Origin of the sequence: Streptomyces sp. NBC_00207 (genome assembly GCF_045160965.1) — a bacterium.
Taxonomy (GTDB): Bacteria; Actinomycetota; Actinomycetes; order Streptomycetales; family Streptomycetaceae; genus Streptomyces.
In genome coordinates this window covers 2,333,110-2,350,558 of the sequence record NZ_CP130715.1, presented here as the reverse complement: position 1 = coordinate 2,350,558, position 17,449 = coordinate 2,333,110, and the positions used below count along the sequence as shown (strand labels likewise).

The 17,449-nt window shown below is 69.9% G+C and carries 20 protein-coding genes; 15 read left to right on the top strand and 5 right to left on the bottom strand.

All coding sequences use genetic code 11. From position 1 onward, the window contains the following. Positions 1–8: 8 nt before the first annotated feature. The 5 genes from OG472_RS11250 to OG472_RS11230 form a co-directional block, all read right to left on the bottom strand. On the bottom strand, positions 9–479 hold the full coding sequence (locus OG472_RS11250) for a group II truncated hemoglobin (protein ID WP_401609440.1): 471 nt from the start codon (positions 477–479) through the stop codon (positions 9–11). A 5-nt stretch (positions 480–484) separates the two neighbouring features. Continuing rightward, positions 485–805, bottom strand: a complete 321-nt coding sequence (locus tag OG472_RS11245) for an antibiotic biosynthesis monooxygenase (protein ID WP_319722270.1) — start codon at positions 803–805, stop codon at positions 485–487. 73 nt (positions 806–878) lie between these two features. Continuing rightward, positions 879–1,388, bottom strand: a complete 510-nt coding sequence (locus OG472_RS11240) for a hypothetical protein (protein WP_383574304.1) — start codon at positions 1,386–1,388, stop codon at positions 879–881. 68 nt (positions 1,389–1,456) lie between these two features. Then, a complete protein-coding gene (locus OG472_RS11235) occupies positions 1,457–3,184 on the bottom strand; it encodes an FAD-dependent oxidoreductase (protein ID WP_401609444.1) in 1,728 nt (575 codons plus the stop codon). Continuing rightward, positions 3,181–3,453, bottom strand: coding sequence for a UBP-type zinc finger domain-containing protein (locus OG472_RS11230; protein ID WP_404961104.1), 273 nt, complete (start codon positions 3,451–3,453; stop codon positions 3,181–3,183). Before OG472_RS11230 ends, OG472_RS11235 begins: the two co-directional genes overlap by 4 nt. A 281-nt stretch (positions 3,454–3,734) precedes the next feature. Here OG472_RS11230 and OG472_RS11225 point away from each other — a divergent pair, with 281 nt between their 5' ends. The 15 genes from OG472_RS11225 to OG472_RS11155 are packed head-to-tail and all read left to right on the top strand — an operon-like array spanning position 3,735 to position 17,408. Then, on the top strand, positions 3,735–4,559 hold the full coding sequence (locus OG472_RS11225; protein ID WP_401609449.1) for a type 1 glutamine amidotransferase domain-containing protein: 825 nt from the start codon (positions 3,735–3,737) through the stop codon (positions 4,557–4,559). Between the two features lie 42 nt (positions 4,560–4,601). After that, positions 4,602–6,239, top strand: coding sequence for a thiamine pyrophosphate-binding protein (locus OG472_RS11220; protein WP_405941371.1), 1,638 nt, complete (start codon positions 4,602–4,604; stop codon positions 6,237–6,239). Positions 6,240–6,282: 43 nt separating this feature from the next. Continuing rightward, the gene (locus OG472_RS11215) at positions 6,283–6,717 is read left to right on the top strand and encodes a nuclear transport factor 2 family protein (RefSeq protein WP_383574312.1); all 435 of its coding nucleotides are present in this window, start codon (positions 6,283–6,285) and stop codon (positions 6,715–6,717) included. A gap of 23 nt (positions 6,718–6,740) precedes the next feature. Further along, positions 6,741–7,196, top strand: coding sequence for a nuclear transport factor 2 family protein (locus tag OG472_RS11210; protein WP_327412859.1), 456 nt, complete (start codon positions 6,741–6,743; stop codon positions 7,194–7,196). 13 nt (positions 7,197–7,209) lie between these two features. Then, a complete protein-coding gene (locus OG472_RS11205; RefSeq protein WP_351297093.1) occupies positions 7,210–7,581 on the top strand; it encodes a nuclear transport factor 2 family protein in 372 nt (123 codons plus the stop codon). Positions 7,582–7,591: 10 nt separating this feature from the next. Further along, on the top strand, positions 7,592–9,196 hold the full coding sequence (locus tag OG472_RS11200; protein ID WP_401609454.1) for a GMC family oxidoreductase: 1,605 nt from the start codon (positions 7,592–7,594) through the stop codon (positions 9,194–9,196). Then, the gene (locus OG472_RS11195) at positions 9,189–9,800 is read left to right on the top strand and encodes a DJ-1/PfpI family protein (protein WP_401609456.1); all 612 of its coding nucleotides are present in this window, start codon (positions 9,189–9,191) and stop codon (positions 9,798–9,800) included. Before OG472_RS11200 ends, OG472_RS11195 begins: the two co-directional genes overlap by 8 nt. Next, positions 9,800–10,258 (top strand): VOC family protein, encoded by a 459-nt coding sequence (locus OG472_RS11190; protein ID WP_383574318.1) that lies wholly within the window; start codon positions 9,800–9,802, stop codon positions 10,256–10,258. The genes OG472_RS11195 and OG472_RS11190 overlap by 1 nt, the downstream gene beginning before the upstream one ends. Before the next feature lies 1 nt (position 10,259). Continuing rightward, positions 10,260–12,083: an AGE family epimerase/isomerase gene (locus OG472_RS11185; protein WP_401609459.1), complete on the top strand. Its 1,824-nt coding sequence runs from the start codon at positions 10,260–10,262 to the stop codon at positions 12,081–12,083. Between the two features lie 37 nt (positions 12,084–12,120). Further along, positions 12,121–12,471: an STAS domain-containing protein gene (locus tag OG472_RS11180; protein ID WP_030008823.1), complete on the top strand. Its 351-nt coding sequence runs from the start codon at positions 12,121–12,123 to the stop codon at positions 12,469–12,471. Next, positions 12,468–14,606, top strand: a complete 2,139-nt coding sequence (gene glgX / locus OG472_RS11175) for a glycogen debranching protein GlgX (protein WP_405829275.1) — start codon at positions 12,468–12,470, stop codon at positions 14,604–14,606. The genes OG472_RS11180 and glgX overlap by 4 nt, the downstream gene beginning before the upstream one ends. Before the next feature lie 16 nt (positions 14,607–14,622). Next, a complete protein-coding gene (locus tag OG472_RS11170) occupies positions 14,623–14,934 on the top strand; it encodes an STAS domain-containing protein (protein WP_215147958.1) in 312 nt (103 codons plus the stop codon). Between the two features lie 15 nt (positions 14,935–14,949). Continuing rightward, entirely contained in the window at positions 14,950–15,405 is a 456-nt protein-coding gene (locus OG472_RS11165) for an ATP-binding protein (protein WP_401609698.1), read from the top strand. After that, positions 15,387–16,646: a PP2C family protein-serine/threonine phosphatase gene (locus tag OG472_RS11160; RefSeq protein WP_401609464.1), complete on the top strand. Its 1,260-nt coding sequence runs from the start codon at positions 15,387–15,389 to the stop codon at positions 16,644–16,646. The genes OG472_RS11165 and OG472_RS11160 overlap by 19 nt, the downstream gene beginning before the upstream one ends. Beyond that, positions 16,647–17,408 carry a P-loop NTPase gene (locus tag OG472_RS11155; protein WP_401609466.1) on the top strand — a complete coding sequence of 254 codons (762 nt, stop codon included), beginning with the start codon at positions 16,647–16,649 and terminating at the stop codon, positions 17,406–17,408. Positions 17,409–17,449: the final 41 nt, after the last annotated feature.

The following is a 17,449-nucleotide window of genomic DNA, read 5'->3' as shown; positions in this document are numbered from 1 at the left end:
TTCGTCGTTCAGTCCGTCTTCGGGATCCACGGTGGGGTCTGGCCCCAGGACCAGACCGGGATCTTGGCCGCGTCCACCGGGGGCGGGTTGGGGCCCGAGTAGATCAGGGCCATGCGCGTGCCCCACTCGATGTAGTAGGCGAAGACCCCGCGGAACTCGGGGTCCGTCGGGAGGCCGACCTCGTCGGCCGTGTCCATGAGCAGGTCCACCCAGCGGCGGCGCTGCTCCTCGGTGATCGCGCGGCCCAGGTGCTTGGTGGCCATGTGCTGGTGGCCGCCGTGGTGGTCGGTGTAGTCCGAGGGGCCGCCGAAGACCTCCGACAGCCAGACCGCGACGTGCTGCGGGTGCTCCGAGTCCATGCCGGCGAAGACCGGCGCCAGGATCTCGTCCTGCAGGGCGTGGGCGTAGAAGGCGTCGGTGAGGCGGTTCATCGCCTCCGCGCCGCCCATCCACTCGTAGATGGTGGGTGTGGTGCTCATCGTCGTCAGGTGGCCTTTCCCGTGCCCACGACGCCCGTCACGAGGTAGTGCTGCATCTCCTCGATGGCCGTCACGTACGGTCGGATCGCGCTGAAGAACGCCGGGAAGTGCTCGCCCTTGCGGAATCCGCCCAGGTGGGCCTCGATCGAGGTCCAGCGGATGCGCAGGATGTAGCGCTCCTTCTCCTCCTCGCACCGGGCCAGTTCGTAGTCGATGCACTCGGGTGATGCGGCCAGGGCCTCGGCGGCCCGGGCGTACGCGTCCTCGAAGGCCGGCTGGTCGTCCAATGCGATCCGGTAGCGGATGTATTCGACGGTGGTGGTCATGGGTGCGTGCCTCTCCCTGGGTGGTGGTCTCGGCCAGCCTTACGCGATCATGCGCCGGAGTGGGGCTGATCGGTCATTCGGACCCGGACTTCCTGGAGTCGGTCTCGCCGGAGACGTCCGGGCCCTGCTCGCGGACCTGGCGGACCTTGTCCAGGGAGTCGCGCAGCTCGGTCAGCCAGGTGTCGGTGTTGCGCCCGACGAGGCGGACGCACCAGGCCAGGGCGTCGGCCCGGCTGCGGGCGACGCCGCCTGCGACCAGGGTGTCGAGGACCTGGCGTTCGGACTGGCGCAGGCGGGTCATGACCGGGACGGCGAGGTGGGTGAAGAGCGTCGTCTCCTCACCCGCCCGCACGCCCCAGGCGACCTTGCGGCGGTAGAGGGACTCGGCCTCGCGGGCCACCTCGATGCGCTGTTCGCGGGTGCGTTCGCGGAACTCCTTGACCGACTCGGTCGCCGGTATGACGCCGACGACCGTGATCTCCTCGCGGTCGGCCGTGACCGAGACGAGGGACTCGTAGACGTCCACCGGCAGGCGCTCGGCGAACCACGCGCGGAGCTGTTCGCTCTGTTCGGCTGTAATCATGTAATCAACGTTGCATCCGATACCTTCTTGATCGCAAGGACTGGGCCCCAGGGAATGTCGCAGCGCTCTCAGCCCATCGAGCGGTAGCGGTGGATCAGCGAGACGGCCATCGCGCCCTCGCCCACGCCCGAGGCGACCCGCTTGACCGAGTGGGCGCGGACGTCGCCCGCCGCGAAGACGCCGGGGACGCTCGTCTCCAGCGGGTAGGGGGCCCGCTCCAGGCTCCACTCGGCCGGGAGCTCGCCGCCGTTCGCGATCAGGTCGGAGCCGGTGAGGACGAAGCCGTACTCGTCCCGCTCGACGACGCCGGCGAGCCAGTCGGTGTGCGGGCGGGCGCCGATGAAGGTGAACATGAACCGGGCCGGGACCTCCTTGTTCTCGCCCGTGTCCGCGTCGTGGAGGGTCAGCCGCTCCAGGTGTTCGTCGCCGTCGAGGCGGACCACCGTGGTGCGGACCCGCACCTCGATGTTCGGGGTGCGGTCGATCTCGTCGATCAGGTAGCGGGACATGCTCGCGTCCAGGGAGGCCGCGCGGACCAGGATCGTCACCCGGGCCGCGTACTTGGCGAAGTGCACCGCCGCCTGGCCGGCCGAGTTGGCGCCGCCCACGATGAACACGTGCTGCGAGATGCAGGCGGAGCTTTCCGTGGTGGCCGCGCCGTAGTAGAGCCCCGCGCCCTCGAAGCGGTCCGCGCCGGGGGCCTCCAGACGGTTGTAGGAGACGCCGGTGGCCAGCAGGACCGTCTCCGCGCTGATCTCCGTGCCGTCCGCCAGGGTGAGGATCTTCGCCGGGTCGTCCCGGGTCAGCGAGACCACCTCCACCGGGTGCAGGATCTCGGCGCCGAACCGGGAGGCCTGGATCGTGGCCCGGCGGGTCAGGTCGCCGCCCGAGAGGCCCGAGGGGAAGCCGAGGTAGTTCTCGATCAGGCTGGAGGTGCCCGCCTGGCCGCCCGGGGCGCGGGAGTCCAGCATGAGGGTCGACAGGCCCTCCGAGGCCGAGTAGACGCCCGCCGCCAGGCCCGCCGGGCCCGCGCCGACGATGACGCACTCGTAGTGCGGGCGCGAGGCGGTGGTGGCCAGGCCCAGGCGCTGGGCGAGCTGGGTGTCGGTGGGGGCGGAGAGCACCGTGCCGTCCGGGAAGCGGACGAGGGGGAGCGCCCCGTCGGGCTGGGCCGCGATCAGCGTCAGCGCCTCGGGATCCCGTTCGACGTTGAGGAAGCGGAACGGCTGGCCGTTGCGGGTGAAGAAGTCCCGGACGGCGTGGGTGCCGGGGGAGACGAGGTGGCCGGCGACGATGATCCCGTCGTACGCCGGGCGGTAGGTGGCCAGCCAGTCCGACAGCAGGTCGTCCAGGACCGGGAAGAGCCGCTCGTGCGGCGGGTCCCAGGGCTTGAGCAGGTAGTAGTCCAGCCGGACCCGGTTGATGGCGGTGATCGCCGCGTCGGTCTCCGCGTAGGCCGTCAGCAGCACCCGGCGGGCGTCCGGGAAGCGGCTGACCGCCTCCAGCAGGAACTCGACGCCGGTGACGTCGGGCATCCGCTGGTCCACGAGGAACAGCGCCGGGTCGTGGCCGCGCTCGTCGAGGGAGTCCAGGATCTTCAGGGCGTCGGCCGCCGAGGAGGCGCCGAGCACCCGGTAGCGGTCGCCGTAGGCGCTGCGCAGGTCGCGGCGGACGGCGCGCAGCACCTGCGGGTCGTCGTCCACGGCCAGGATGACCGGCTTCTTGTTCTCCGCGCGCTCGGCGGCGGCCGCCGCGGACACGGCCGGGGCGGCGGAGCTCTCCGGCGCCGCGCTCATGCCGGGTCCAGCATCAGCTTGTCGGCGTAGCACCAGGCCCAGTCCTCGCCGGGCTCGTGGGAGGCGGCTATGGCGTGCTCGGTGGTCCGGTAGTGCCGGGTGGCGTGACGGTTCTTCGACGAGTCGCAGCATCCGACGTGCCCGCAGCTGAGGCACATCCGCAGGTGCACCCAGGTGTCGCCGGCTGCGAGGCACTCCTCGCAGCCCGCGGCGGTGGGTTTCACCGGACGTATCTGATCGATGTGTGTGCACAACAGGTCCATCGTCATCGTCCCCGTCCCTCTCTCGTGCTCGTTCACCAACACGGCCCGCGCGCCCGTGATTCACGGCGCGTCCAGACCATAGGTCGGGGACGCGGTAATGGTTCATCGAATCAGCCGAAGTCAGGTAGTCCTGAAGCTACTTCCTGACGTCTGCCGGTGACTTCCTGAGGTGCTGCCACGACCTGGGCTGCTACCTCACGAAGTCGCATACCAGCGCTTTGACGCACGCCCCGGGCGCGGCCAGTGTGGGGGACGCCAACGACAACAGGCGGCGCCTGGAGGAATACGTGAGCAGAAAGATTCTGGTCATTGTCTCCGAACACGGTTACTGGGCCGAGGAACTGATCGGACCCGTATCGAAGTTCGACGAGCGGGGCTACGAGGTCGCATTCGCCACGCCGACCGGAAAGCGTGCACACGCTCTTCCGCCGAGCCTCGACGCGAACTACATCGATCCTCCACTGGGACGCTCGGTCACCAGCGAGGAGAACGCCCGCCTGGGACGGGAGTTCGAGCAGTCGAGCCGACTGGACTCGCCGCTCGACATCGAGGCGTGGGTCCCCGAGCGTCCGTACACGAGCGACGAGGGCTACCTGCGCAAGCTGGAGCAGTACCACCGGGATCTGGACAAGCTCGACGCCGACATCGCGGACTACGACGCGATCCTCATCGTCGGCGGCAGCGGCCCGATCGCGGACCTCGCCAACAACGAGCGCGTGCACGCCCTGATCCTGGCCTTCAAGAAGGCCGGCAAGGTCGTGGCCGCCGAGTGCTACGGGGTCGCCTGCCTGGCCTTCGCCCGGGACTGGAGCGACCGCCGGAGCATCATCTGGGGCAAGCACGTGACCGGCCACTGCAAGGAGTACGACTACAAGGACGGCACCGGATTCCTCGGGACCGACTTCAACATGGGGCCGCCCCCGTATCCGCTGGAGTACATCCTGCGCGATGCGACGGGCCCGCGCGGCGCGTATCACGGGAACTTCGGCAAGCCGGTATCGGTGATCGTCGACTTCCCCTTCGTCACCGGACGTTCCACCCCCGACTCGTATCTCACGGGGCAGAAGATCGTGGAAGTCCTGGAGGACGGTCTCACCCGATACGGCTGGTAATCCCGGAGGCCGCAGAGAAATCGGAGAGTTGAGGGGGAATTCATGGAAGCCACTCCCGGACGGGAAAGGCTGATCGAGCAGTTCAAGGCCGACGGCCTGAATGTGATGTTCGGAAATCCGGGGACGGTGGAACAGGGATTCCTCGACGCGGTGGACGCGGCGGAGGACTTCACCTACATCCTCGCCCTCCAGGAGACCGTCGCCGCCGGCATCGCCGACGGGTACGCCCGGGCGACCGGCGGCGCGGCCCTGCTCCAGCTGCACTCCGGGGTGGGGCTCGGCAACGGCATCGGCATGCTCTACCAGTCGCTGCGCGGCCACACCCCGCTCGTCGTGGTCGCCGGTGACGCCGGGGTGCGCTACGACGCCATGGACGCCCAGATGGCGTCCGACCTGGTGGCGATGGCCAAGCCGGTGACGAAGTACGCGACCCGGGTCACCGACCGGCACTCCGTGCTCCGCACCGTCCGGCGCGCCGTGAAGATCGCGCTCACCCCGCCCCGGGGACCCGTGTTCGTGGCGCTGCCGATGGACGTGCTGGACGAGCTCAACTCCGAGCCCGTCCTGCCGGCCACGGTGCCGCTCACGGACGTGGCGCCCTCGCCGGCCTCGGTGGGCCGGGCGGCCGAGCTGCTCGCCTCCGCGCAGCGGCCGGTGGTCCTCGTCGGGGACGGGGTCGCGCTCTCCGGGGCGCAGAACGAGCTCGCCGCCGTCGTCGAGCTGCTGGGCGCCGACGTGTACGAGGTCGACTCGTCCGAGGTGAACATCGCGGCCTCGCACCCGCTGCGGCGCGGCCAGACGGGCCACATGTTCGGCCCGCACAGCAAGGAACTGGTCGGGGACGCCGACGGGGTGCTGATCGTCGGCACCTATGTCTTCCCGGAGGTCTTCCCCGAGCTGGAGAACCCCTTCCGGGCGGGCGCGAAGGTCGTCCACATCGACCTCAACGCCTACGAGATCGCCAAGAACCACCCCGTGGACCTGGGCCTGGCCGCCGACCCCAAGCAGGCGCTGCGCGCGCTGGCCGGCGTACTGGACCGGCTGCTGAGCCCGCAGCAGCGGGCCGCGGCGTCCGCCCGGTTCGACGCACGGACCCGGGAGCGGGCCCGCGAGGCGCAGGCGGCCACGGACGACGGCTCGCCGATGGCCGTCTTCCTGAAGACCCTGGCCGAGCGCACCGGCGGGGACCTGATCGTCTTCGACGAGGCACTGACCACCTCGCCGCTGGTCACCCGGTACCTGCCGGCGGAGCGACCCGGCGACTACCACCTCACCCGGGGCGGTTCGCTCGGCGTGGGCTTCCCCGGCGCGGTCGGCGCCAAGCTGGCCCGCCCGGACCGCCTCGTCGTCGGCTTCGCGGGCGACGGCGGGTCGATGTACACGTACCAGGCGCTGTGGACCGCCGCCCGGCACGGCATCGACGCCAAGTTCGTGGTCTGCAACAACCGCAAGTACCGGCTGCTGGACGACAACATCGCCGAGTACTGGCGGGAGCGGGACATCCCGGAACACGGCTTCCCGGGCTCCTTCGACCTTTCGCACCCCGAGATCGACTTCGCCGGGCTGGCCCGGTCGCTCGGCGCCGGCGGGATGCGCGTGGAGAAGCCGGACGAGGCGGTCTCCGCCGTGGGCCGGATGCTGTCCCACCCCGGCCCCTTCCTCGTCGACATCCAGATCTGACAGCCATCCGACGCAAGTCCCCGTACGGACAGGAGGAGACCGCATGCCCGCCGAGCGGCAGCTGACCGAGGACGCGATCCGCAGTTTCGCCGACAAGTGGTACGTGGCGCTGGACCAGCACGTGGGGGCGGCCGACGTGCTCGCCCTGATCACCGAGGACCTGGAGTTCAAGGTCCCCGAGGACACCTTCCTCGGACACGAGGGCTTCGGACGCTGGTACGAGGCCGTCACCCACCGCTTCTTCGACGAGGTGCACACGGTCACGAAGGTGGAGCCCGTCATCGAGGGCGACCGGGCGGTCGTCCGGGTCCTCGTCAACTGGCAGGCCAAGATCTGGAACCCGCCGGCCGCCCGCAGCGAGTGGCTCGGCTTCGACGCCGATCAGACGTGGACCGTGGTCGCCGGTCCGAACGGGCCGCTGATCAAGCAGTACACCGTCAACGACCTGGCGCCGATGCCCGGTTCCGGCTCCCTCTGACCGCCGGCGAAGGAGAAGCGACCATGACCGAAGTGACGCAGGAGCGGGTGCGGGCGGCCTACGCCGCCCTCGGCTCCGGCGATCGGGCGCGCATCCTGGAGTACTACTCCGAGGACCTGCGCTGGCTGGTGCCGGGCAACCACCCGCTGGCCGGCTGGTACGAGAGCCTGGACGCCTTCCTGGAGCTGATGGGCCAGACCCACAAGCTCACGGGCGGCACCTTCCGGATGGACCTGGAGGCGGTCCTCGTCGGCGAGGACTGTTCCGCGGACGTGTGCCGCAACGTCGCCCTGCGGGCCGGCGCGGACGGGACGAGCGGGTCCCCGTACGAGCGGATGGACTACCCGGTCTTCCACTACATGCGCTGGCAGGACGGCCGGATCGTCGAGGGCCGCGACGGGCTCTTCGGGGACTCGGCGTCCGCCTTCAGCCAGTTCTGGGCGCCGTTCGCGCCGGACGGAACCCGCAGGGACCGATAGGGGGATGAGCGCGATGGACGCACGACAGATCCTTCAGAAGTACTACGAGTACGCCAACGCCGGGGACTGGGACCGCTGGTGCGACCTGTTCGCCGACGACCAGGTCATGGACGAGCAGCTGGCCGGCCACATCGAGGGACTCGAGGTCCTGCGCTCGATGATGAAGGGCATGGGCACGATGTACCGGGTCTTCCGGAACGAGCCCGTGCACTTCCTCGTCGACGGGGAGAAGGCCGCGGCGGTCTCGCACCTGACCGCGGTCAGCGCCTCGGGCGAGCCCATCGAGGCCGAGGTCATGAACTTCTTCCGGATCGTGGACGGAAAGATCGCCTACATGGCGAACTACCACGACACGGTTCCCTTCCAGGTGCTGAGCCAGGGCTGAGGGGGGACCCGTGAGCGTGGAAGAGTACGACTACATCGTCGTGGGATCCGGCACCGCCGGCAGCGTCCTCGCGGGCCGGCTCTCCGAGGACCCGGACGTCTCCGTCCTCGTCCTGGAGGCGGGCGGCTCCCGGATCCCGCCCGAGGTGGACGACCCGTCCTCCTGGTACAAGCTCCTCGGCGGTCCCGTGGACTGGGGCTACACCAGCACTCCGCAGCCCGGCCTGGACGGCCGCCGCACGTACGAACCGCGCGGCAAGGCCCCCGGCGGCAGCAGCAACCTCTACATCATGATGCACATCCGCGGCCACGCCTCGGACTTCGACAACTGGGCCTACCAGGGCGCGGCCGGCTGGGCCCACGAGGACGTGCTGCCGTACTTCGCCCTGCTGGAGGGCCAGGAGGACGTCACCGCCGCCACCACCGGCACCCGGGGGCCGCAGCGGATCACCAACGCCGGGCGGCACGGCCCCAACCCGGTCTCGCGCGCCTTCATCGACGCCGCCGTCGAGCTGGGCCACGAGGAGATCGCCGACTTCAACACCGACGGTCCCCGGCGCGGCCTCTTCGGCACCGGCTGGCACCACATCGACGTGGCCGACGGCCGCCGCCAGGGGGTGCTCGCCGCCTACCTGGAGCCCGCGCTCGGCCGGCCGAACCTGACCCTGCGCACCAACGCGCAGAGCACCCGGCTGCTCTTCGACGGGGACACCTGCACGGGCGTCGAGTACGCCCAGCTCCGGGCCCCCGCCGGCGTCACCGGCCGGACCGTCCGGGACGCGCACAGCAGTGTCGCGGCGCCCGGGCTGCACACCGTACGGGCCCGCCGGGAGGTGATCGTGGCCGCCGGGGCGATCGAGTCCCCGAAGCTGCTGCTGCTCTCCGGCATCGGCCACCCAGAGCAGCTGCGCGAGCACGGCATCGAGGTCACCGCGGCCCTGCCCGGGGTCGGCGAGAACTTCCACAACCACGTCCTGACCGGACTGATGGCCGAGGTCACCCAGGAGCTCCCGCCGCCGGCGCAGAACCTGTCGGAGAGCGCTCTGTTCCTGTCCTCGCAGCCCGGACTGCCCGCGCCCGACCTCCAGATCGCCTTCGTCCACGTGCCCTTCGACGTGATCGTCGGCCAGGACCACCCCAACACGGTGTCCATCCTGCCCGGTGTCGTACGGCCGGTCTCGCGCGGCTGGATCAGGCTCGCGAGCGCCGACCCGCTGGCGCACCCGCTGATCAACCCGAACTACCTGGGCGACCGCTGGGACCTGGAGCGGATGGTGCAGGGCGTCAAGACCGCCCGGGAGATCTTCGCGACCTCCGCCTTCTCCCCTTGGTACAAGCAGGAGCTCCAGCCCGGACCCGGCTACGTGAGCGACGACGACCTGCGCACCTTCGTGAAGCAGAAGTCGGAGAGCTACCACCACCAGGCCGGCTCCTGCCGCATGGGCATCGACGACCTCTCCGTCGTCGACCCCGAGCTGCGGGTGCACGGCGTACGGAACCTGCGCGTCGTCGATGCCAGCGTGATGCCCGCGGTCCCGTCGGGCAACTGCCACACCGCCATCGCGATGATCGCCGAGCGCGCGGCGGACTTCCTGAAGGGAGCCTCCCGTGTCTGACGCGGTGCTGCGCGAGGGTGCGCTGTCCGGGACCCGGATCGCGGTCCTGGTCGAGAGCGACTACTACGAGCCGGAGATCTTCTACTACCAGCACCGGTTCGCGGAGGAGGGCGCCGAGGTCGACTTCCTGACCCGGCTGTGGGGCAACGACTCCATCACCTTCACCGGGCACGAGTACCGGGCGCCCTTCACCGTGAACCAGTCCCTGGAGGGGCTGAGCGACGAGGACCTGCGCCGGTACGCAGCGGTGATCGTGCCCTCCGGCATGGTGGCCGACCGGCTGCGCTACACCGAGGACGTGGACGTGCTGGCCCCGGCGACGGAGCTGCTGCGCCGGTTCTTCGAGGAGCCCACGGTCCTCAAGGGGATCATCTGCCACGGCATGTGGCTGGCCTCCTCGATCCCGGACAAGGTGCGCGGCCGCAAGGTGGTCTGCCACAACAACCTCATCGGGGACGTCCGGAACATGGGCGGCCAGTACGTCGACGAGGACGTGGTGGTGGACGGGGACCTGGTCACCGGCCGCACCGGCGCCCACCACCACCTGTTCGCCCGCCGGATCATCGAGCTGATCGCGGCCGGACGGGGCCGGGGAGCCGGCTGATGGCGGGCGCCGCGGACCGGCCGATGGTCTGGTCGCACGTGGGGCTCAACTGCAGGGACCAGAAGACCACCGAGGATTTCTACACCCGCTACTTCGGCTTCGCCCGGGCCCGGGTGGTCGACCTCGGAGAGGCCAAGATCGTGTTCCTGCGCAAGGGGGACGCGTACCTGGAGCTCTTCGCGGCCGACGCCGAACCGGCCCGCGAGGCCCACGAGGACGGGCCGCAGGCGCCGGGGCGGATGCGCCACCTCGCCTTCCAGACCGACAGCGTGGACGCGTTCCTGGCATCGCTCGGCGACGCGGCCGAAGTGACCCTGGGGCCGCTGGACTTCGACGACTTCATCTGCGGCTGGCGGACCGTGTGGGTCCGCGACCCCGACGGGGTGATCGTCGAGGTCAGCCAGGGATATGAGGACGACCGCTCTCACGAGGGCTCTCACGACAAGGACGGTGCTTGACATGGCGGATGCCGTGAGCTTCTCCTTCTCCGACACCATCGCCGGCTACGTCGAACGCTTCGACTCCGGGTCGCGCGTACTGCGTCTGAAGACCTCCGACGGGCGCGGGTTCGACGTCTCGCTCGCCGGCGACCCCAGCGCCGAGCTGGTCCGCAACCTGGACGAGCCCTACATCGACGCCTCCGGGCACATCGACGAGATGCTCTCGCCGGGCCGGTTCCTCTTCGTCTACGGAGTCCACTACCCGGAGCGCGGCGGGCGGTTCGACGCCAAGCGCCTGGTCTTCCTGGGCCGCGGCGCCGAGGACTACCGCTTCGAGGAGCCCAGCTGGTGGATCAAGCAGATCGAGTCGCTGGCCGACTTCTACAAGCGGGCGCAGTTCGGCGACGGGCCGGTGGACTTCACCGAGTACCGCACCGAGATCCGGCTCGGCGGTGACAAGACCGCCAGCCACGTCCAGGAGACCGACACGATCTCCCGCCTGGTCTACGGCATGGCCTCGGCCTACCTGCTGACCGGCAAGGACGAGTACCTGGAGGTCGCCGAGCGCGGCACCGAGTACCTGCGCAAGCACATGCGGGTCGTGGACAGCGAGGAGGACGTGGTCTTCTGGTACCACGGCATCAGCGTCGACGGGGACAGCGAGCGCAAGCTCTTCACCTCGGAGTTCTCCGACGACTACGACGCGATCCCGATGTACGAGCAGATCTACGCGCTGGCCGGCCCCATCCAGACGTACCGGGTCACCGGTGACGTCCGGATCAAGAACGACGCGGACGCCACCATCCGGCTGTTCGACAAGTTCTTCTTCGACCCGGAGCAGGGCGGCTACTACTCGCACATCGACCCGATCCTCTTCAGCGCGGACCACGAGTCCCTCGGCGAGAACGCCGAGCGCAAGAACTGGAACTCGGTCGGCGACCACGCGCCCGCCTACCTGATCAACCTCTACCTGGCGACGGGCGAGCAGAAGTACGCCGACTTCCTCGAGTACACCTTCGACACCATCGCGGACAAGTTCCCGGACTACAAGAACAGCCCCTTCGTCCAGGAGCGCTTCTTCCGCGACTGGTCGCACGACACCGCCCACAGCTGGCAGCAGAACCGCGCGGTCGTCGGCCACAACCTGAAGATCGCCTGGAACCTGATGCGGATGAACTCGCTGAAGGCCAAGCCGGCGTACGAGGACCTCGCCAGGAAGATCGGCGAGATCATGCCGGCGGTCGGCAGCGACGTGCAGCGCGGCGGCTGGTACGACGTCGTCGAGCGGATCAAGTCCGGGGACGAGGAGACGTATCGTTTCGCCTGGCACGACCGCAAGGCCTGGTGGCAGCAGGAGCAGGCGATCCTCGCCTACCTCATCCTGAACGGCACGGTCGGCGGCGAGGCGAACCTGCGCGAGGCCCGGCAGGCGCAGTCCTTCTACAACACCTTCTTCCTCGACCACGACGAGGGCGCCGTCTACTTCAACGTGCTCGCCAGCGGTACGCCGTACCTGCTCGGCACCGAGCGCCTCAAGGGCAGCCACTCGATGTCCATGTACCACTCGGCGGAGCTCTGCTACCTCTCCGCCGTCTACAACAACCTGCTCATCAACGGCCGGGAGATGGACTTCCACTTCCAGCCCGACCCGACCAACCTGCCCGACCGGGTCCTGCGCGTCTCGCCCGACCTGCTCCCGGCCGGCTCGGTGCGGATCGCGTCCGTGGAGATCGACGAGAAGCCCTACACGGACTTCGACGCGGACGCCCTCACCGTGCGGCTGCCCGACGTCCAGGGCCGGGTGAAGGTCAAGGTGCGGCTGCGTCCAGTGGCCAAGAAGTAGCGCTCAACGGGGGGCGCCCCAACCAGAGGGGAATGCAATGACTCTCAACGTCAAGGAACGCCGGAACAAGACGGGCACCGTGCTCGTCGCCACCGGCGAGATCAACAGCGAGACATCCGGTTCGCTGCTCCAGGCCCTGCTGCCGCTCGTCCGCGAGGGCAAGCCGCTGAAGATCGACCTCACGGCCGTCACCTACGTCTCCAGCGCCGGCCTGCGCACCCTGCTCGTCGTCTACCGCGAGGCGCAGCACGCCGGCGTCGCCGTCACCCTCTACGGGGTGAGCGAGGAGGTCCGGTTCGTCATGTCGGCCACCGGCTTCCTCGACTTCTTCGAGACCGGCGAGGCCGTCGCGGCGGCCGCCAAGGCCAAGGCCAAGGCCGCACGATGAGCGAGACCCGGTCCGAGCAGGTCCTGCGCGTCGACGCGTACCCGACCCACGAGGTGGGCGGGTACCGCGTCCGCGCGGGCAAACCGTTCCCCTTCGGGGCCAACGTGGTCCCCGGCGGGGTCAGCTTCTCCGTCTTCTCCGACCAGGCCACCTCCATGACCCTGGTCATCTACAAGCGCGGAGAGCCCGAGCCGATGGCCGAACTGGAGTTCCCCGAGGAATTCCGCACCGGCAGCGTGTTCGCGATGACCGTCTTCGGCCTCGACCACGAGAACATCGAGTACGGGTACCGGGCCGACGGCCCCTACGACCCGGTCACCGGCCACCGCTTCGACGCCCGGCAGGTCCTCTCCGACCCCTACGCCCGGCTGATCGCCGGCCGTGACGTGTGGGGCGTGGAGCCGGACCGCAGCCGCGGCTACCAGTACCGCTCCCGCGTCTGCCTCCAGGACTTCGACTGGGGCGACGACACACCGCTGGGCATCCCCGCCGAGGACCTCGTCGTCTACGAGGCCCACGTGCGCGGCTTCACCCGGCACCCCAACTCGCAGGTCACCGCACCCGGCACCTTCGCCGGGCTCCGCGAGAAGATCCCGTACCTCAAGGAACTGGGGATCAACTGCATCGAGCTCCTTCCGGTGTTCGAGTTCGACGAGAGCGACAACCCGCGCTCCAACCCGGAGACGGGCGAGCGGCTCTTCGACTACTGGGGCTACAACACCGTCTCGTTCTTCGCGCCCAAGGCCGGCTACGCGGCCACCGGGCGGTACGGGATGCAGGGGGACGAGTTCCGCACCCTGATCAAGGACCTGCACGCGGCCGGCATCGAGGTCATCCTCGACGTCGTCTTCAACCACACCGCCGAGGGCAACGAGCAGGGCCCGACGATCTCCTTCAAGGGGCTCGACAACGCCACGTACTACATGCTCACGCCCGAGGGGTACTACTTCAACTTCAGCGGCACCGGCAACACCGTCAACTGCAACCACCCCGTCGTGCGCAACTACGTGCTCGACTGCCTGCGCCACTGGGTCGCCGACTACCACATCGACGGCTTCCGCTTCGACCTCGCGGCCATCCTCGGCCGGGCCCTGGACGGCACGCCGCTGCCCAACCCGCCGCTGCTGGAACTGCTTGCCTACGACCCGGTGCTGCGGCACACCAAGCTCATCGCCGAGGCCTGGGACGCCGGCGGCCTCTACGAGGTCGGCAACTTCCCGGCGTACGGCCGCTGGGCGGAGTGGAACGGCAAGTACCGCGACACCGTGCGCCGCTTCCTCAAGGGCGACGCCGGGGTCACCGGAGAACTGGCCACCCGCATCGCCGGCTCGCCCGACCTGTACTCCAGCCGCGGCACCGCCGCCTCGGTCAACTTCCTGACCGCGCACGACGGCTTCACCCTCGCCGACCTGGTCTCCTACAACGACAAACACAACGAGGCCAACGGCGAGAACAACAACGACGGCGCCAACGACAACAACAGCTGGAACTGCGGCGCCGAGGGACCCACCGACGACCCGGAGACCAACGCGCTGCGCACCCGGCAGATGAAGAACGCCCTCGCGATCCTCTTCACCAGCCAGGGCATCCCGATGCTGCTGTCCGGGGACGAGGTCGCGCGCACCCAGCAGGGCAACAACAACACGTACTGCCAGGACAACGAACTCTCCTGGTTCGACTGGGACCAGGTCGACCAGAACGCCGAACTGCTGCGGTTCACGCGGGAGATGATCGCCTTCCGCAAGCACCACCGCGAGCTGCGCGCCACCGCCCACCCCACCGGCCAGGTCCGCGAGAACCTGGGCCTGCCGGACATCAGCTGGCACGGGGAGCGGGCCTGGCAGCCCGACTGGTCCTCCGAGAGCCGGCTGATCGCCGTGGCCCGCTGCGGCACCGGGGACGACGACGTGGTGTACGTGGCCATGAACTCGCACTGGGAGTCGCACGACCTGGAACTGCCCGCCCTGCCGGGAGGCCGGAGCTGGCACCTGTTCGCCGACACCGGGGCCGAGGCACCGCACGACATCCGCACCCCCGGCGGCGAGCAGGAGCTGGACAACGCCGGGAAGTACCTGATCGGCCCGCGTTCGGTCGTGATCCTGGTGGGCCGTACCAATGATCCCGAGATGCTGTGACCGAAGGAGACCTGACATGCCGCTTTCCGTGTCCCTGAGCATCGAGGGCGACACCACCGTCATCGAGCTGACGGGCGAGCTGGACGCCAAGACCGCGCCGGACTTCCACCAGACCATCGAGAAGGCCGCCGGGCACGGCACCAGCACCGTCGAGATCAGGATGGCCGGCGTCGGCTACATGGCCAGCGCCGGACTGCGCTCCCTGGTCTTCGCCCAGCAGAAGGTCGCGAACAACGTCACCATCAAGGTGGTCGGTGCCATCGAGCCCGTGTCCCGGACCATCCGGACGGCCGGACTCGACCGCAGCATCGTGCTCTCCGATGAGTGACCACCCGTGACCGGCATGGCCGAACTGGCGAGGACGTCCTCCCTGCTGGAGGTGCCCGCGACGGTGGGGGCACTGGGCGACATCGCCGCGTTCGTCCTGCGGCTGGCCGGCCGGGCGGGCCTGGGCAAGGGCGCCACGTACCGGATCCGGCTGGCCGTGGACGAACTGGCCACGAACATCGTGATGCACGGGTACCGGGGCGGCGACGGACGGATCACCGTCCGCGGCCGCTCCGGCCCGGGCGGGGTGCAGATCACCATCGAAGACGCCGCACCCGCCTTCGACCCCGTCGAAGGCCGCCTTCCGCCCGCCCCCGGGGTCCCCCCGGAGGACCGGCGGATCGGTGGCCTCGGCATCCACCTGGCGCTGACCAGCGTGGACGAGTTCAGCTATGCGCACCGGGACGGCCGCAACATCAGCACGCTGACTGTGAAGGCTGAGGAGACGGACCGATGCCCTCCACGACCGTGATCATCCTCGACGCGTACCCGCCACCGCCGCCCGAGCTCCTGCAGGCGCTGCGGATCATGGACGCGGAACTCGTCACCCGTACGCTGACGGAGCTGCTCGCGGGCCCGCTGGAACTGCTGCCCGTCGCCGACGTGCTGCTGGCCCCGGCCGAGTCCGACGGGGAGTCCGTCCGCACGGCCGTACGCCGGCTGCGCCGCTGGGCCGGGGCCCCCATCGTCGTCGTCTGGACCGTGACGGAGTTCGCCGCCCTGGAGGCACACGTCCGGATCGGGCACGACTACCTCGTACCACCCTTCCTGCCCGCCCTCGTCGGGGCCCGGCTGCACAGCTGCTCGGAGCGCGCCGGACTCGGCCGCACCCTGCGGGAGGCCGACGCCCGCGCCGAACTCATGGGCTACGAGAAGGAACTGGAGATCGGCCGGGAGATCCAGGCGGGCTTCCTGCCCGAATCACTGCCCGTCCCGGCGGGCTGGGAGATCGACGTGCGCTTCCGGCCCGCCCGGCAGGTCGCCGGGGACTTCTACGACGTCTTCGAGATATCCCGCGGCCGCCGGCTGGCGTTCGTCGTCGCCGACGTCTGCGACAAGGGGGTCGGCGCCGCGCTGTTCATGGCGCTCATCCGCTCCCTGCTCCGGCACACCGCACAGAACAGCGGCCTGCAGCACCTGGTCGCCGCCGGACGCGCCGGCGGCAGCCGGCGCATCCCGGTCGTCGGCGCCACGCCGCTGCTCAACGCGGTCACCGCCACCAACGGCTACCTCACCCGCAACCACCTGCGGCAGGGCTACTTCGCCACCCTGTTCTTCGGGGTGCTGGACCCGCTCACCGGCAGCCTCGTCTACATCAACGGCGGCCACAACCCGCCCCTGCTGCTGCCCGCCGACGGCAGCCCGCCCCGGACCCTGGACGTCACGGGCCCGGCGGTCGGGGTCCTGCCCGACTGCGTCTACACCCTCGGCTACGCCCAGCTGGACCCGGGCGACACCCTCTTCGCCTTCACCGACGGAGTGCCCGAGGCCCGCTGCCCGAACGGCAGCTTCCTCGGCGACGAACGGATGCTGGAACTGCTCGCCGGCCCGCTGGTGAGCGGCAAGGACGTGGTCGACCGGATGGACCTGGCGGTGCGCGAACACACCGGCACCGCCGAACAGCACGACGACGTCACCATGCTGGCCCTGCACCGGCCACGTGCGGCGCGGGGGCCGCACGCGGACGGCGCCGGGCACCGGGTGGTGGCCTAGATGGCCCGCACCATCGTGGTGCACTCGCACCGCGGTGGCACCGGGAAGTCCTCGGTTCTGGCGAACCTCGCGCTGCTGATCGCGGCCGGGGGGCGCCGGGTGGGGGTGGTGGACACCGACATCCAGTCACCCACCCTGGACCTGCTCTTCCGGCTCGGACCGGGTGCCTCCCTCGCCGACTACCTGCTCGGCCGCTGCGAGATCGAGGCCACCGCCCAGCAGGCGGGCGGCAGCTTCGGACCGGGGCCGGGGGGTCTGTACGTCGTACCGGCCCGGACCGGGACGGCCGCCCTGCGCGAGATCATGACCAGCGGCTACGACGTGGGGCTGCTGCCGGAGGGCTTCGACCGGCTGGCCGAGTACTACGCGCTCGACGTGCTGCTGCTCGACACCCACGCCGGACTCAACAACGAGTCGGTGACCGCCATGGCGAGCGCCGACGTACTGATGATCATGGCCCGGGCGGACCGGATCGACCTCTCCGGGGTCGAGGAGACCATCGCCCTCGCCGGCCGCCTGACCTGCCGGCGGATCCTGGTGCTGAGCATGGCCCCCGAGGGCATCGACCGGGAGAACGCCCGGCGGCGCGCCGAGGAGGTCTACGGAGCGCCGCTGGCCGGAATCCTTCCGTACTCGCCGGAAATGGCGGCTCTGTACGGGGAACGCATATTCGCAGAAGCCCACCCCGGCCACCCCCTGGTCGGTGAATTCCACACCATCATCTCGGCGTTGGACGCACGTGACGAAGTATCGCGGGCCTGACGTCTCCCCCTTACGCCCCTTGCGGGGGGCGTGTTGAATCG